The following is a 13,441-nucleotide window of genomic DNA, read 5'->3' as shown; positions in this document are numbered from 1 at the left end:
AGGGGGTTTTTAATCATGTCAACGACACAACAATGGCGCGACCATTTTGATGGTCTTCGCGCGTACGAAGAAGCCGTCGCATTACTTTACTGGGATATGCGGACATACATGCCGGATCAAGGCGCAGCGAACCGTTCCGCGTCGATCGGATTCCTCTCGACGGAGAGCTTCCGTCGCCGGACAGGCGAAACATACCAACAATTACTAGCAGCGATGGAGCAAGAGACGCTGACGGGCATCGAAGCGATCTCGTTCGCAAAAGCAAAAGAAGCATTCGATCGCGACTCGAAGATTCCAGAAGCCGAGTACCAAACATTCATCACGTTGATCTCTGAGGCAGAGAGCGTCTGGGAAAAGGCGAAGGACGCAAACGATTGGTCGATGTTCGAACCATACCTCGAGAAAATCGTCGCGATGGAGCGCCAGTTCGTCGAGTATTGGGGCTATGACGCGCACCCATATGACGCATTGCTCCATGATTATGAGCCGGGGATGACGGTCGCGACACTCGACCCATTGTTCGCAGAACTTCGTCAAGCAATCATCGGTTTGCTCGGTCAGCTCGAAGGAAAAGACTTCCCGACGCTTGATTGGTCAGCGGACCGCGAGACACAGATCGCCTTGAACCAAGAATGGCTCCGCGATATCGGTTACGACTTCACGTCTGGTCGCTTAGATGAGACGGTCCATCCGTTCCAGACGACGATTAACCGGAAGGACGCACGCATCACGACGAAATACGATGAGAACGACTACCGGAACTCTGTCTTCGGCACGATGCATGAAGCCGGACACGCGACGTATGAGCAAGGGATCGAACCGGAACTCGATTCACTCGGTCTTGGTGACGGGGCTTCGATGGGGATTCACGAATCACAATCACTGTTCTTTGAGAACTTCATCGGACGTAATCAAGGCTTCCTCGACGCACGTTATCATGGCTTACAACAAGCGATCCCATCACTGGCTGACGTTCCGTTCGAACGCTTCTATGCCGCGGTCAATGAAGTCAAACCGTCACTGATTCGGATCGAAGCCGATGAATTGACGTATGCGCTTCATATCATCATCCGCTATGAGCTCGAAAAACGCCTGATGACGAAAGAGCTCGAAGTCAAGGATCTCCCGCAAGAATGGAACCGTCTCTATAAAGAGTATCTCGGTGTGGATGTGCCGAGTGACGCAAAAGGCGTCTTACAGGACGTCCATTGGTCAGGTGGCTCGTTCGGTTACTTCCCAAGTTATGCGCTCGGTCTCGTCTATGCGGCACAGCTAAACGAAGCGCTTCGCCGTGACGTCGATAACGTCGATGGTCTAATCGCGGCGGGAACACTCGCTCCAATTAAAGGCTGGCTGAAAGAGAACATCCACCGTCACGGGAAATCGAAGACACCGGCTGAACTGATTGAAGCAGCAACGGGTCAATCGATCACGGTCGCACCACTCGTCAACTACTTGACGAAGAAATACACGCGTGTCGTCGAGGCACTCTGATGTTGTGGTTTGCACACCGCGGCGTCAGTGACCGCTTTCCGGAGAATACGCTTGAAGCCATCGCTGCTGCGATTGAAGACGACGTCGATGGGGTCGAATTCGATGTCCATTTCTCAAAGGACGGTGTCGGTGTCATCATTCACGATGAGACCGTCAACCGGACGACGAACGGGAAGGGGCGCGTCATCGACATGACGGTTGCCGAACTGCAGGCGCTGGATGCTGGAGCACGATTCAAAGGAGAACCGATCAAGACGAAGATTCCGACGCTTGACGAAGTCCTCGCAATCCTTGCACCAGTGACCCTGCGGCTTAACATCGAGCTGAAGACGGATACGATCCGCTATGACGGTATCGAGGCGTATGTCCTTGAACGCTGTGCAGCGCACGGCATCGCGACCGACCGATTGTTATTCAGTTCGTTCAACCATTATTCGGTTGCCTTGATCCGGAAGCTCGACCCAAGCGTTGAGACGGCGATTCTCTATCCGTATCCGATCTATCATCCGGAAGAACAAGCCCTCCGAATTGGTGCGACCGGTATTCATCCCGATTATCGACGGGTGACGGAAGCGGACGTCGCGTTCGCTCACGCGCAAGATGTCACGGTCCGGGTTTATACTCCGAAGACGGTCGAGGATGTCCGGCAGATGCAGCGGATCGGCGTCGACGCCGTCATCGTTAATGATCCAAAAGGGATGCGCGATACACTCGAAGGATGAGGAGGAGGAAGGGATGCGCAAGGAATACGTATTCGTCATCAGTTTGTCGCTCGTCGCTTTATTCGTCGGACTTCAGCTTGGCTTTGCCCGCTTGCCGGAACCAAAACCGAAGCAAGTGACAACGACACAGATGCGCCCTGCGGATTATCAGGCAGGACTTGCGTCAGCGAAACGGGAACTGAAGCAGATTCAGCGCTTCACCTTGAAAAGCACCCTTCCTGCGGATGGAACGACGGTGACCTGGATTTATGAGACCCCATCCGATGAACGAATTGCGGTCGATTGGTATTACGTCGAGAGTTATCCGGAAGAACAAGTCCAGATGACACGAAACGAGACATCCCGGATCATCTCGTACGAACGCTATTTAATCGTCATCCGACCGATTTACGGAACGGTCGTCGATAGTGAACTGGAACAGTTCGCTCTTCGCTTTACAGGTTACTTCACGACACAACAACAGGGGGAAAACGATGTCAGGTAAAATCATTCTCTTGATTGGTGGATCGGGCAGCGGAAAGTCCTCCCTGATCAAACGTCTGCGAACGGAATACGCGCACGTCCGGTTCATCCCGTCGGTGACGACCCGACCGAAACGACCGACGGAGATTGATGGAGCAAGCTATCATTTCGTCGACGTCAAGACGTTCCAACAATTGATCCAAGACGACGGCTTCATCGAATACGCCCACGTCCACCGGGCGTGGTACGGGACACCGCGTCAAGCGTATGTCGATGTCCTCGAACAGGATCAAATCGTCATTAAGGACATTGATCCGAAAGGGGCGGCGAACTTCAAGCGTTTATTTGGCGACCAAGTGATCACGATTTTCGTCTCGGTCCCACCCGACTTGATGAAGGAACGACTGTTGATGCGCGGGGATACACCGGAGTTTGAAGCGCGACTCGTCGATTACGAGGAAGCGTGGAAAGACCGCGATCATTATGATTATATGATTGAAAACATCGATTTTGAGACAGCGTATGCCGATCTGCTTGAGATCATTGCTGGCTACATTCCACAGGCATGACGAAGAGGACGCAGGATGCGTCCTCTTTTTAATATCAGAAAGGAGTCTTCATGTTACCTTTGCATCCCTTACTCACGCACGTTGTGAGTGAAAGACAGTTATCTGGTCGATCGCGCCAAGCCGTCTGGTCCGTCAAAACTGCAACAGCGCACTACATCGTCAAGGTCGTGACGGATCCGTCTAGTCGTCAATTTGAACGAGAAGCCGCTTTAGCGATTCCCAAACAAGCAGGAATGTCTCATGCCTTACCGCTAACGACCGGACGGACCGCAACGACCGCTTACGGCATCTATCCGTACCTACCCGGACAAACCGTTCGAAGCGTGCTCGAGGAGTCACCGGAATTTGCGCCTCAGCTTGGTCAGGAGACAGGGCAAGCGTTGAGACGCATTCATGACGTCACCGCACCGAGCGAAATGACGTCTTGGAGCGAACGTTGTCAGGCGAAACATGACCGCTATCGCGCGGCGATTGATGGATTGCTTGAGCCAACGTGGATTGAGCGTCTTGATCGATTCATTAGCGAGCGGATTCCGTTACTTCAGACACGTCCAAACCGGTTGCAACATGATGACGTTCATCTCGATAATCTCCTTGTCGAGGATGGGTATCTTTCCGCTTTCCTTGATTACGGGAACCATGATTATGGCGATCCGTGGCATGACTTCGTCAAATGTGGTCTGTTTCAGGTCGAGAAGAGTCCGCTATTTGCCCGTCACATGATTGAAGGGTATTTCGAGAACGAAGTGCCGTCCGACTTTTGGCGAATGTATAGTCTTTACATGGCGATGGTCGTCTTTTCAGCACTCGTCTGGGCGAAGCGGTTCGATGCAGACGGAATGCAAGCGATGCAACGACGCGTTCAGCGAATCATTCAGGATCATGCTGGCTTTCAGCGGGACATCCCGCTTTGGTATGAAGGGCAAATTTATGATTAAAAAACAACGGGTTCGTTTCTTTTTAAGAAGAGACTAACCCGTTGTTTTTATCGGTGAATCTTAAGATGAAAATAGAGATTACCACTCGAAGCCTTCTTCACTATACTTGCCGTTCGAATTGAAGAATCGTTCTTCTGTTTTACCGTTTACCGTACTCGTATAAATGACGTAGACGTCGAGATGATCATTCTGATCCGCCATCTTTTTAGCAGCTTTCTTAGCATCGGCTTCATTCGTATATGTCTCTGACTTGCTTGCCTTGCCGTGTTTTTCTTGCCCTTGTTCTTCGTAACCTTCTACTGTCCATATTTTTTTGATGACATTCTTAACTTCCTTTCCTGCCAAAAGCGAGTCCGCTTGGCTGTTACATTATGCTGTGCAAAACGAGCACTCGTCAACCGTTGCCGTTCATTCTTTGACGATCTCGTCCAAATGAACGGCATAATAACGGATTGCTCGGTCAAATGTCTGGATCGAGGCGTCCGACGACGTCGTAGCAAGACTCTTCAGCAACCGACCGACTGCCTGATCGGCTTGACCGAGATTGTACTCCGTCATTGCGAGGAAGGCTTGCAGGGCATGGGCGTCCGGAAACTCACGGAGCGCACGATGAAACACGTCTGACGCAACTTCGAACTGACCGATGACACGGTAGGTACTGCCGAGCCCGATATATGCCTGCAAGCGATCCTCACCTGCAAGACCGAGCGCTAGGGCTTGTTCGTAATAGGGAACAGCAGCCTGCTCCTCACCGAGACTATCATGACACCACGCCATCTGATAGAGAACGGTCGGGTCGTTAGGTGCCGTCTCGACATACTGAAGAACGACAGCCTTCGCTGCTTCATATTGCCCCGTCTGTCGTAACTGTTGCACCGATTCGAAATCAAACATCGTGTTTCCTCCTCCTGAATAAACTAAAAAACGGACCCGGTCGTCCTGACCGGATCCGTTCGATTGAACAGCTTAGATTGTTTTTTCAAGCTTCGTCAAGAGCGTCCGGAACAGTTCGAGTTCCTGATCCGAGAAATCCTCGAAGACGTCTGCGAGGTAATCCATCTTCATCGATTCGAGTTTTTCATAGAGCTCGATGCCTTTTGGAGTGGCGCGGAGTTCGACGACACGACGATCGAGTTCGCTTCGCTCACGCGAGATCAACTCTTTTTTCGTCAATTCGTCTGCTAATGCCGTAATCATGCTCGCTGAGAATTGGAACTCTTGCGAGAGGGCAGAGGCGATTTGCGGACTGTTCGCACAAAGGGACTTCAAGATGAAGAACTCATTGCGTGTCAAGTACGTCGTGAACATGCTACGCACGTCCTTCTTGATCGCGCGGTAGTTCATCCGTAATCCTTTTTCCGTATCAACGATCAACTGATCGCGTTGTGCTACTTCTAGTGTAGTTGCCATGTATCGTTCACTCTTTCTATACCGTAGTTTCTTTCACTCGTGATTTAGTATAGTGAAAAATTTTAGTTTAATCAATATTTTTCTCTTGAATCATCTGTTTCGACGACGCGGGCGACTTGAGCGACGATCTCTTCGACGTTACGCAGTTCCGGGTAGAAGCGGCGGAAGAAGTAGTCGATCCGGTGTGTATCTTCGCCAGCAATCGTCAGCGCCATGCAGATATAGGCGATGCCGATTCCTTGACGAGGCAGGAACGGATTCGGCATGACCTTCGCGCAGCGTAAGGCGAGCGGACTGTGCGTCGTCACGGCTTCAATCAACTCCCCGTACGTCCGGATATCGACATAATGGAACATCCGGATCAGTTCGTTGATCAACTGTTGATCAGAATCGAGCATCATCTGCGATGTAACGAGTCGCTTATCGAGCTCGTTGATGACCGGGGAGTGATCGATGAAGTAGTTCAAGTTATCTGCCGTGATCCGGACTTGATGGGGGTCAGACAAGATTTGTTGAACGGTCTCGTCTTCAAATTGTTTTAACTGTTTCTTGATGTTGACGAACTCCTGATCGGCGATCTCGAGTAATCCTGCCACCCGACTGAAGCTGCGCCGGACTTCTGCTGGGACACTGTTCGGGTTTTTATATCCAAGATCATGTTCGATCTCCGCCCACGCGTGTTGCAGGATCGAGCGGATCTGGATCTCAGCCGTATAGTCCTTAAAACGTCCATACTCGCTCAGAGCAAGCCGCTGATCGCTCAGTGAAGCGACGAAGTGGACCGAAAGATAACCGAATTCCGTTGTATCGAGCAAGGTCGACTTATCGACCGATTGATCGCGATCGATCGCGAACTCATTCTCGATGATGCGTGCCGCTTCCCGGACGTCGTCATGGAAATAAGTGACGATCCGGATCCCGGTCAAGTCATGGACGTCCTTGAGTGAACGGTATTTGTTCGGTTGCCGTAAGACTTTTTGATACAGACTCTCGGAGTCCTTCGTCCGGGCGACGATCGAGTGGTATTTGATGCCTGCCGCGTCGAGCAACTCGGATAAGAGCATCTTCAACTTGTCGGCGTAGGCATCATATTCTTCCTTATCGTTGACATATTCGAGCATCATCGTATTTAAATCTTGTGATTGCACCGTTTCGCACCTTCCTCATCCTGTAGTCATCTAGCCATATTGTAGCACTCTGCTTCGTTAAACGCACAGCAAGACCCTGTTTGAAGCAGTACGATTCGTGGGAAAAAGACAAGTAGTACGTGTCCGGGAGGAGATTAATCATGGAAATAGTAGATGCCCGTGCTTTACCCGCCGATCATATGGATGTCTTGCATGTCACACCATCGTCGATCTATTTTCGACGTCGTCTCGATGACGCCCGTTATCACATCAGCCGGTATGATCTTGAAGATCAAGAACAGGTCGATCTAACGCCAGAAGCCTTGACGGATCACGGACCAACCCGACCGTTCGTGCGGCACGGAAGGGTCTATTGTTTGAATGAACATACGCAAGAGCAGGGCGGGGAGACGGAAGTGCTCGTCATCGATCTCTTGTCCGGTAAACGGGAGCAGATTGCGTCGTTTTATGTCGAAGGGGATTTGACGCTCTACTGGGTGCTCAACGAGAACTATCTAGTATTCTTGCAGACGACGGATACGACGTCCGCGTTTTTGTATGACGTCAAGGATGAATCGCGGCAGACGATTCGCGATCCACGGCTCTACGGAATGACGGAGAATTACCGGGAACTCTATTTCTTTCTCGTCACGCTTGAAGAGAAGGAGTACATCGTCTGTAACGCTCGGCTCGATGAGTTCTCGTTCTATGACGCCCTTGAGAGTGGTGTCATCTCACCGGAAGATTCGATCGATCACTCAGAAAGTCTGTTGATCGCTCCACTGCCGACCTTGATTGAAGAAATCGAACGCGGTGTTGAGCACTTATCGTTTGCAACCTTATTGAAGTTAGAAGGGGAAGGGGATACCGTCCAGTATCTCGGAGAACAGGAAGGGCATCTGATCTTTAGTGCCTATACCGATCGTCTAAACGAAGAAATCTTTTACCGGATCGACACGGAAGCGAGTGTCGAAGAGGTTGCCCGGATTCAGTGGAGTGACTATGAACCGCTCGACTTTACGTACGATGACGTTGAGTCGACGATCTTCATCGTCAATGACCGGTCCGAGCACCATCATGAAGTGATCAACTTACGTAACGGTGCCCGATTCCTCGATAAGGAGCCGTTCGAACGTGTCTTACGTGGACGCTTCTATTTACACGAAGCGATCGGAGACGACGCGGAACCAATGGTCACGGTCTATGACGCAGAACACAATGAACGCTATTGGTTCGAGGATGCCTATTATGTCACCGTGTCCGGGGAACTCGTCATCTTATCGGTCCATCAACTATAAAAAAGAGCGGTTGTTCTTTTCGTGAGAGCAACCGTTTATCATCTAGAATAAAATTATTTCAACTACCGAAATTACTATCAAAAACAAAAAACCAGCCGAGAGTAAACCTCGGGCTGGCTAAAAATGCTACACTTATTCTGCGTCAGTCGTACGTGTGTAGACGTCGACTTGGATGTTTCCAGCAGTTGCACGTGAGTAAGGGCAGACCGTATGCGCAACTTTCGCAAGTTCAGCCGCCGCTTCTTCCGAAATTCCGCGGACGAGAACGTCAAGTTCGACGGAAAGCATGAATCCGTCAGCTGCTTCGTTTAATGTCACGTGTGCTGTGACTTCACTGCCATCGTGTTTGATTCCTTGTTTGCGAGCGACCATGTTCAAGGCAGAGTCGAAGCAAGCAGAATATCCTGCAGCAAAGAGTTGCTCTGGGTTCGTTGCTTGTTTTTTCGATCCTGGTACCGGCATTGCGAGAGCGACGTCAAGGATTCCGTCCTCCGATACGACGCGTCCGTCGCGACCTCCGACAGCTGTTGCAGATGATGTGAACATTGGTTTCATGTGTGTAACTCCCTTTCGTTGTTAGATTCAAATAAGTAGCTTACAATTAGATTGTATACAATTTAAATCGAAATGCAACTCGTTTGCTCACGATAGGAGGAATTTTTTTATGAACCCATTAGCTTTAGATGAACAACTCTGTTTTCCGTTTTATGCGATTTCGCGTGAGATCACGCGTCGTTATCGTCCGTTACTTGAACCACTTGGTCTGACGTATCCGCAATATCTCGTCATGCTCGTCGTCTGGGAGGAGGAGGGACAATCGCTGAAAGCCATCGGTGAACGTCTCCATCTTGATTCGGGAACGTTGACGCCGTTACTGAAGAAACTCGAAGCGGCAGATCTGTTGCGACGCGTCCGTAAACCGGAAGACGAACGGCACATCCAGATCTTTTTGACGGATGCCGGTCGTGCATTACGGAAACAAGCCGAGACCGTTCCGCTTGATCTCGTCCGGACACTCGACGTTGACGAAGAAGACTTGCGCGTCGTCAAAGCGGCACTGAATCGTCTCGTCATGAAAATGAGCGACCCGGATTAACCGGATCGCTCATTGTCTTATTTACGGCGGAAGCCTTCTTCTTCAAGATAGTTTGCTGCTTCCTTATACGAGTTGAATGCACCGTCTAAAAGATCACCAGCGTAGACGAGCCACGTGTCGATGTCTTCATTGAGCAACGTCAATTCAAACTGATTATCGTTGACCCATGTTTCTTCGAGCGTTTCGACCGATTGGACCGTCGAGAGTGCTTTGATTGCATCTTCTAATAAGAGAATTAAAGCAGGCTCTGAGAATTCACGGATGTTGACGAATCCTTTTTCGTCCGTTTCATAACCTGGTAGACCAGCGGCATAGACGAAGCCGTTTCCGTTCGGATGCAAATGATAGACGAGATTCTTCTTCTCATACTGACTGTCCGGGAATTGGAAATTGACGCGCTTTAGCGAGACATCTTTGCGGACAAGCTGTGGGAAGGTCTCGATAATTCGTAGTTTTTCTTCAAAAGTTAACATGGTTCCTCCTTGGTGTTACAGTTCTTCACTTTTATATATGCGATGAAATCAAACAAAATGTCAACCGCTGTCTGAAACCAAGCGACGTTTTTAACCGTAAATGGAAACGAAAGGAAGTGTTTTTGATGTCTACTGTACAATGGCATACGTTGCCAGAACGATCGATTCGAGCAGAACGGCTCGGATTGTTGCCGTTACATGGCTTGATCGCCGTCATTTTAATCGGAACGACAATCACCCAAGTCATGTGGCTCGACCTGACACCCTGGTGGATGGGCATCGTCGGTCTGCTTTGGCTGATCTATTTCATTCCCCGTATCGTCTACATACCCGTTCTTCGCGTGAAGTATATGCGTTATCGCATCGATGAGGAATTTCTCGTCGTCCGCAACGGGATCTTTTTCCGCCGCGAAGTCACCGTGCCGCTCGTCAAGGTGCAATTGATCGATAGCCAAACGGGACCGATCCTGCGTCGCTATGATTTGATCACACTGGATATTCGAACGGCATCCGGCTTCGTCACGTTGTCACGACTCGATCGTGCGCAAGGAGACGCGCTACGCACACAAGTCGAACGCTTCGCGAAACTCGAGGAGCGGGAGGAGGAATCGTTATGACCCGGCGTGTTCACCCGCTGTTCATCGTGATGTCGAGTATCTCGATCATCCGCTCGCTCCTGATTCCATTCGCCGCCTTGATTTTTAATGCAATCCGCAAAGGCGAGATCAACACCTATACGTGGATCGGGATCAGTGTCGGAATTGTGTTCGTTCTCTTATACGGGATCGCCTCCTGGTATTTCTATACGTTCACGATTGATGCCGAGACGATCCGGGTCCGCAAAGGGATTTTCCAAAAAAGTGAACGGACGACGCAACGTAAACGGATCGAGTCGATCGGCATTCAGCAAAACGTCATCGAACGACTGTTGCGTCTTGCGACGTTGACCGTTGAGACGTCGTCCGAGAGCGGAACACCGGAAGTCGAACTGAAGGGGATCCGTCTTGATTTTGCGAAAGAACTGAAGTCGTCGATCAAAAACGAGGGACAGCCCGTCGTCGAAGAACAACAGGCGGAAGTCGCCTATACGATCCCGGTCCGCGATTTAGCATTAGCCGGTGCCTTGTCGGGACGCGTCGGACTAGCGCTCGTCGGGATCGGGACCGCCTATCAATTCATCGATCAGTTCATTGAACGTTATGTCGACCGTCTGTTCTCGGAGCTCGCGCATTTATCACTGTTCGTCTTGACGGGACTTGGCGTAATCGTCTTACTCGTCATCTATATCGGCTCGATCATCGTCTATATCTTGAAGTACGGTTCGTACCGTGCCGTCTTGCAACACAACCGATTATTGATCGGGTACGGAATGTTGAACCGGACCGAGGTCGCGTTTCACGCCGATAAGATTCAAGCCCTCGTCATTCAGGAAAGCTGGATTCAGCGGTTGATCGGACGAGCGAGCCTGTCCTTGCACATCATCTCGGCGACCGGAGAAAAGGAGCGACTGTTGCTCCATCCGTTCATCCGGACGAACGAAATCGATCCGTTCCTAGCGACATATCTGCCGCGCTTTCGTCAGTTCCACCCGCAGCACGAAGTCGCACCGATCGGCTTTCGCTACCGGGTTCGTTGGCCGTTACTCGGTTATGCGCTGTTGTTTACGGCACTAAGCAGTGTCGTCATCATCGTCCTTGATTCTTCCTGGCGCTTCTTGATCTTGCTTCTGTTCATCTGGTTACCGTTCTATTATCTCGCTGTGCGTAGCGGTTACCGAAAGACCCGTTTCGGAACCGGTCACGATCTCTTGATGTTACGCAAACAATGGGTCCAAAAAGAGACCGTCTATACGCCACGACTGAAGATCGAGGAACTGACCTGGTCCGTCTCCCGCTGGCTCGAAGCAAAGGAGATTGCCCGGATTGAGATTCAACTGCGGGGCAATACTGCCTTTAACGCGCTCTATTTTGAACGAACGGATATCGATACCTTACAGCGCTGGTATAAACAATCGTTCCTTTCGACCCCGTTAGCAGGGGAAGTGAAAACTGACGACGAATAAGGAAAGACTCACTGTCGGAAAGGAAGCGAAGTACATGCGCAAATGGGGAATCGGCATCGTATTGCTCGTCACGTGTCTGCTATTGTTCATCGTCTATGATGGATACCGGATGCAAGAAACATTGATCGGTCAGTCGGACGCTTCTCCGATTCTGAAGACGACGAGAACGGACGGACAGGTGACGAACGACGAGACATGGTTCAAACAAACGAGCGTGACGCAGCAATGGTCGAAGGACGGAATCGTCCGCTTCGGGCGTTATCTACCGGTTGACGGTAGCAAACAAACAGTCCTCCTCGTCCCGGATGAGATGATGTTTTCACAGACCGGTGTTTATGCGCTTGCCCGCTATTACCATGAGGCTGATTTCAATGTCCTACTCATCGAACGGCGTGGGCAGGATCGAAGCGGTGGCGTCCGGAACTACGGTTGGCTCGATCGACTGGATGTCTTGCAATGGACACAGCGCCTGCTTGCTGAAAACGGAGACGATACACGAATCGTCTATCACGGACTCGGTGTCGGCGCAGCGACCGTCTTACTCGCTTCTGGCGAGACCGTACCAACCCAAGTCCGAGCGATCGTCGCTGAAGGAGCTTACGCCCGACTCGACGACTGGTTCAGTCTACTTGCGGACGAACAGATCCGTTACCCGGCACTGCCGTCTCTGACGGTCGCGAGCATGTGGAACAAAGGCGAGCAAGATTTCTTTTATGGCGACGTCTCGGTGACCCGTCAAGCAACGAAGAGTCGGGTTCCGACGATGTTCATTCATGGAATGAAGGACGAACTCGTTCCGGTTCGGATGATGTACGAACTGTATCAAGCAAAAACGGGATTAAAACAATTGTATCCGGTTCGAGATGCCGATCATGACGAGACGTATACGATGGACCCGGATAACTACGAAAAACGATTACGCTTATTCCTGCAACCGTACTTACGGGAGATGTAAAGAAGGGAAGACTGATGCATGCAGACGACACATCCATCCTACTTTTGGGTCGGATCCGACGAACCATTCGTTGACACGAAGCAGATTGACCAGATTGGTCGGATAACGCTCGGGCGATTCGGAGGCTGCTCAAGAAGCGGTCAATATAAAAACGAAGACGGGGCTGCCATCTTGATCGGCGACGATTGGGAGATGACCGTCGTCTTAGACGCTCATAAGACAGCGGATAGTGCGGCACTTGTCTTACAGCAGTTAGCACAACACGAGTCGCGCATTCGGACTGATCTTGATGCCCCACTTACGGACGCATTCCAACGAATCGAGATGACCGTGCTGGATCTATTTCAAGATCCGGACTTTTTAGCGGCGTGTGCGACGTTGAAAGGGGAGACAGCGTGTCTGATTGCCGTCCGGAAAGGGCGTTTCATCTGGTGGTTCTCGGTCGGTGACGTCGTCTTGTATCTGTTTCACCCGGAGCTGATGAAGATGGGACAAGCCGCCTTGAACCAGCGTCAGTTCTATGAATGGATTGGACGCGCGAACACGTTTGCGTTACCGGTCCCGAGTTACGCGCGTGGGATCCGCGAATTGCGCCAAGGCGAGAATCAGTTGTTCGTGACGACGGATGGTTTGCTTGAGTGCCCGGGAACCCCATATGCTGACGCGATACAGATCGAGGAAACTTTACGATCAGGTGGTGTCAAAGAACTTCTCTCGACGATCGAGGCACAGGGTGTTCGTGACAGTACGACGGTCGTTACATGGACAGTCACGATTGACGAACGCGTCACCCAACCTAGTGATACATGAAATAACCCGCGCTCCTGCTTGAGCG

The 13,441-nt window shown here is 50.9% G+C and carries 17 protein-coding genes; 11 read left to right on the top strand and 6 right to left on the bottom strand.

Annotated features, from left to right (window positions below; translation table 11 throughout):
• The first annotated feature begins 15 nt into the window (after positions 1 to 15).
• The 5 genes from AC3B4V_RS12105 to AC3B4V_RS12085 are packed head-to-tail and all read left to right on the top strand — an operon-like array spanning position 16 to position 4,185.
• A complete protein-coding gene (locus AC3B4V_RS12105) occupies positions 16 to 1,494 on the top strand; it encodes a carboxypeptidase M32 (protein ID WP_488378567.1) in 1,479 nt (492 codons plus the stop codon).
• Positions 1,494 to 2,216 carry a glycerophosphodiester phosphodiesterase gene (locus AC3B4V_RS12100; protein WP_251133309.1) on the top strand — a complete coding sequence of 241 codons (723 nt, stop codon included), beginning with the start codon at positions 1,494 to 1,496 and terminating at the stop codon, positions 2,214 to 2,216. The genes AC3B4V_RS12105 and AC3B4V_RS12100 overlap by 1 nt, the downstream gene beginning before the upstream one ends.
• Before the next feature lie 13 nt (positions 2,217 to 2,229).
• Positions 2,230 to 2,700 (top strand): hypothetical protein, encoded by a 471-nt coding sequence (locus tag AC3B4V_RS12095; RefSeq protein WP_488378566.1) that lies wholly within the window; start codon positions 2,230 to 2,232, stop codon positions 2,698 to 2,700.
• Positions 2,690 to 3,247: a guanylate kinase gene (locus AC3B4V_RS12090; protein WP_029341679.1), complete on the top strand. Its 558-nt coding sequence runs from the start codon at positions 2,690 to 2,692 to the stop codon at positions 3,245 to 3,247. Before AC3B4V_RS12095 ends, AC3B4V_RS12090 begins: the two co-directional genes overlap by 11 nt.
• A gap of 50 nt (positions 3,248 to 3,297) precedes the next feature.
• Positions 3,298 to 4,185, top strand: coding sequence for a phosphotransferase family protein (locus tag AC3B4V_RS12085; protein ID WP_488378565.1), 888 nt, complete (start codon positions 3,298 to 3,300; stop codon positions 4,183 to 4,185).
• 78 nt (positions 4,186 to 4,263) lie between these two features.
• Here AC3B4V_RS12085 and AC3B4V_RS12080 read toward each other — a convergent pair whose 3' ends face one another.
• The 4 genes from AC3B4V_RS12080 to AC3B4V_RS12065 form a co-directional block, all read right to left on the bottom strand.
• Positions 4,264 to 4,530 carry a hypothetical protein gene (locus AC3B4V_RS12080; RefSeq protein WP_488378564.1) on the bottom strand — a complete coding sequence of 89 codons (267 nt, stop codon included), beginning with the start codon at positions 4,528 to 4,530 and terminating at the stop codon, positions 4,264 to 4,266.
• Between the two features lie 63 nt (positions 4,531 to 4,593).
• Positions 4,594 to 5,079, bottom strand: coding sequence for a tetratricopeptide repeat protein (locus tag AC3B4V_RS12075; protein WP_488378563.1), 486 nt, complete (start codon positions 5,077 to 5,079; stop codon positions 4,594 to 4,596).
• 72 nt (positions 5,080 to 5,151) lie between these two features.
• Complete coding sequence (locus AC3B4V_RS12070) at positions 5,152 to 5,595, bottom strand: MarR family winged helix-turn-helix transcriptional regulator (protein ID WP_023468290.1); 444 nt, start codon at positions 5,593 to 5,595, stop codon at positions 5,152 to 5,154.
• A gap of 71 nt (positions 5,596 to 5,666) precedes the next feature.
• Positions 5,667 to 6,743, bottom strand: a complete 1,077-nt coding sequence (locus tag AC3B4V_RS12065; protein ID WP_231681756.1) for a GTP pyrophosphokinase — start codon at positions 6,741 to 6,743, stop codon at positions 5,667 to 5,669.
• 140 nt (positions 6,744 to 6,883) lie between these two features.
• On the opposite strand from AC3B4V_RS12065, the gene AC3B4V_RS12060 reads away from it, so the two are divergent.
• A complete protein-coding gene (locus AC3B4V_RS12060; protein ID WP_488378562.1) occupies positions 6,884 to 8,020 on the top strand; it encodes a Six-bladed beta-propeller, TolB-like protein in 1,137 nt (378 codons plus the stop codon).
• Positions 8,021 to 8,152: 132 nt separating this feature from the next.
• Here the strand turns inward: AC3B4V_RS12060 and AC3B4V_RS12055 are convergent, their stop codons facing one another.
• Positions 8,153 to 8,575 (bottom strand): organic hydroperoxide resistance protein, encoded by a 423-nt coding sequence (locus AC3B4V_RS12055; RefSeq protein ID WP_023468292.1) that lies wholly within the window; start codon positions 8,573 to 8,575, stop codon positions 8,153 to 8,155.
• A gap of 109 nt (positions 8,576 to 8,684) precedes the next feature.
• On the opposite strand from AC3B4V_RS12055, the gene AC3B4V_RS12050 reads away from it, so the two are divergent.
• On the top strand, positions 8,685 to 9,116 hold the full coding sequence (locus tag AC3B4V_RS12050; RefSeq protein WP_029341686.1) for a MarR family winged helix-turn-helix transcriptional regulator: 432 nt from the start codon (positions 8,685 to 8,687) through the stop codon (positions 9,114 to 9,116).
• A 17-nt stretch (positions 9,117 to 9,133) separates the two neighbouring features.
• On the opposite strand, the gene AC3B4V_RS12045 is transcribed toward AC3B4V_RS12050, so the two are convergent.
• A complete protein-coding gene (locus AC3B4V_RS12045) occupies positions 9,134 to 9,589 on the bottom strand; it encodes a hypothetical protein (protein WP_023468294.1) in 456 nt (151 codons plus the stop codon).
• A gap of 125 nt (positions 9,590 to 9,714) precedes the next feature.
• On the opposite strand from AC3B4V_RS12045, the gene AC3B4V_RS12040 reads away from it, so the two are divergent.
• The 4 genes from AC3B4V_RS12040 to AC3B4V_RS12025 are packed head-to-tail and all read left to right on the top strand — an operon-like array spanning position 9,715 to position 13,416.
• Positions 9,715 to 10,206 (top strand): PH domain-containing protein, encoded by a 492-nt coding sequence (locus AC3B4V_RS12040; protein WP_290722082.1) that lies wholly within the window; start codon positions 9,715 to 9,717, stop codon positions 10,204 to 10,206.
• The gene (locus AC3B4V_RS12035) at positions 10,203 to 11,651 is read left to right on the top strand and encodes a PH domain-containing protein (protein ID WP_223040282.1); all 1,449 of its coding nucleotides are present in this window, start codon (positions 10,203 to 10,205) and stop codon (positions 11,649 to 11,651) included. The genes AC3B4V_RS12040 and AC3B4V_RS12035 overlap by 4 nt, the downstream gene beginning before the upstream one ends.
• Positions 11,652 to 11,685: 34 nt before the next feature.
• On the top strand, positions 11,686 to 12,606 hold the full coding sequence (locus AC3B4V_RS12030; RefSeq protein WP_488378561.1) for an alpha/beta hydrolase: 921 nt from the start codon (positions 11,686 to 11,688) through the stop codon (positions 12,604 to 12,606).
• A gap of 18 nt (positions 12,607 to 12,624) precedes the next feature.
• Entirely contained in the window at positions 12,625 to 13,416 is a 792-nt protein-coding gene (locus AC3B4V_RS12025) for a PP2C family serine/threonine-protein phosphatase (protein ID WP_488378560.1), read from the top strand.
• Positions 13,417 to 13,441 lie beyond the last annotated feature (25 nt).

It is taken from the genome of Exiguobacterium sp. E17S (assembly GCF_057772545.1).
The sequence above is the reverse complement of the archived record's forward strand: the minus strand, read 5'-3'. Positions and strand labels throughout refer to the sequence as shown.

What these genes read in the sequence shown, in the direction of transcription:
- AC3B4V_RS12105 (WP_488378567.1), top strand. Translation starts at nt 16, where the DNA reads ATGTCAACGACACAACAATGGCGCGACCATTTTGATGGTCTTCGCGCG.
- AC3B4V_RS12100 (WP_251133309.1), top strand. Translation starts at nt 1,494, where the DNA reads ATGTTGTGGTTTGCACACCGCGGCGTCAGTGACCGCTTTCCGGAGAAT.
- AC3B4V_RS12095 (WP_488378566.1), top strand. Translation starts at nt 2,230, where the DNA reads ATGCGCAAGGAATACGTATTCGTCATCAGTTTGTCGCTCGTCGCTTTA.
- AC3B4V_RS12090 (WP_029341679.1), top strand. Translation starts at nt 2,690, where the DNA reads ATGTCAGGTAAAATCATTCTCTTGATTGGTGGATCGGGCAGCGGAAAG.
- AC3B4V_RS12085 (WP_488378565.1), top strand. Translation starts at nt 3,298, where the DNA reads ATGTTACCTTTGCATCCCTTACTCACGCACGTTGTGAGTGAAAGACAG.
- AC3B4V_RS12075 (WP_488378563.1), bottom strand. Translation starts at nt 5,079, where the DNA reads ATGTTTGATTTCGAATCGGTGCAACAGTTACGACAGACGGGGCAATAT.
- AC3B4V_RS12070 (WP_023468290.1), bottom strand. Translation starts at nt 5,595, where the DNA reads ATGGCAACTACACTAGAAGTAGCACAACGCGATCAGTTGATCGTTGAT.
- AC3B4V_RS12060 (WP_488378562.1), top strand. Translation starts at nt 6,884, where the DNA reads ATGGAAATAGTAGATGCCCGTGCTTTACCCGCCGATCATATGGATGTC.
- AC3B4V_RS12055 (WP_023468292.1), bottom strand. Translation starts at nt 8,575, where the DNA reads ATGAAACCAATGTTCACATCATCTGCAACAGCTGTCGGAGGTCGCGAC.
- AC3B4V_RS12050 (WP_029341686.1), top strand. Translation starts at nt 8,685, where the DNA reads ATGAACCCATTAGCTTTAGATGAACAACTCTGTTTTCCGTTTTATGCG.
- AC3B4V_RS12045 (WP_023468294.1), bottom strand. Translation starts at nt 9,589, where the DNA reads ATGTTAACTTTTGAAGAAAAACTACGAATTATCGAGACCTTCCCACAG.
- AC3B4V_RS12040 (WP_290722082.1), top strand. Translation starts at nt 9,715, where the DNA reads ATGTCTACTGTACAATGGCATACGTTGCCAGAACGATCGATTCGAGCA.
- AC3B4V_RS12035 (WP_223040282.1), top strand. Translation starts at nt 10,203, where the DNA reads ATGACCCGGCGTGTTCACCCGCTGTTCATCGTGATGTCGAGTATCTCG.
- AC3B4V_RS12030 (WP_488378561.1), top strand. Translation starts at nt 11,686, where the DNA reads ATGCGCAAATGGGGAATCGGCATCGTATTGCTCGTCACGTGTCTGCTA.
- AC3B4V_RS12025 (WP_488378560.1), top strand. Translation starts at nt 12,625, where the DNA reads ATGCAGACGACACATCCATCCTACTTTTGGGTCGGATCCGACGAACCA.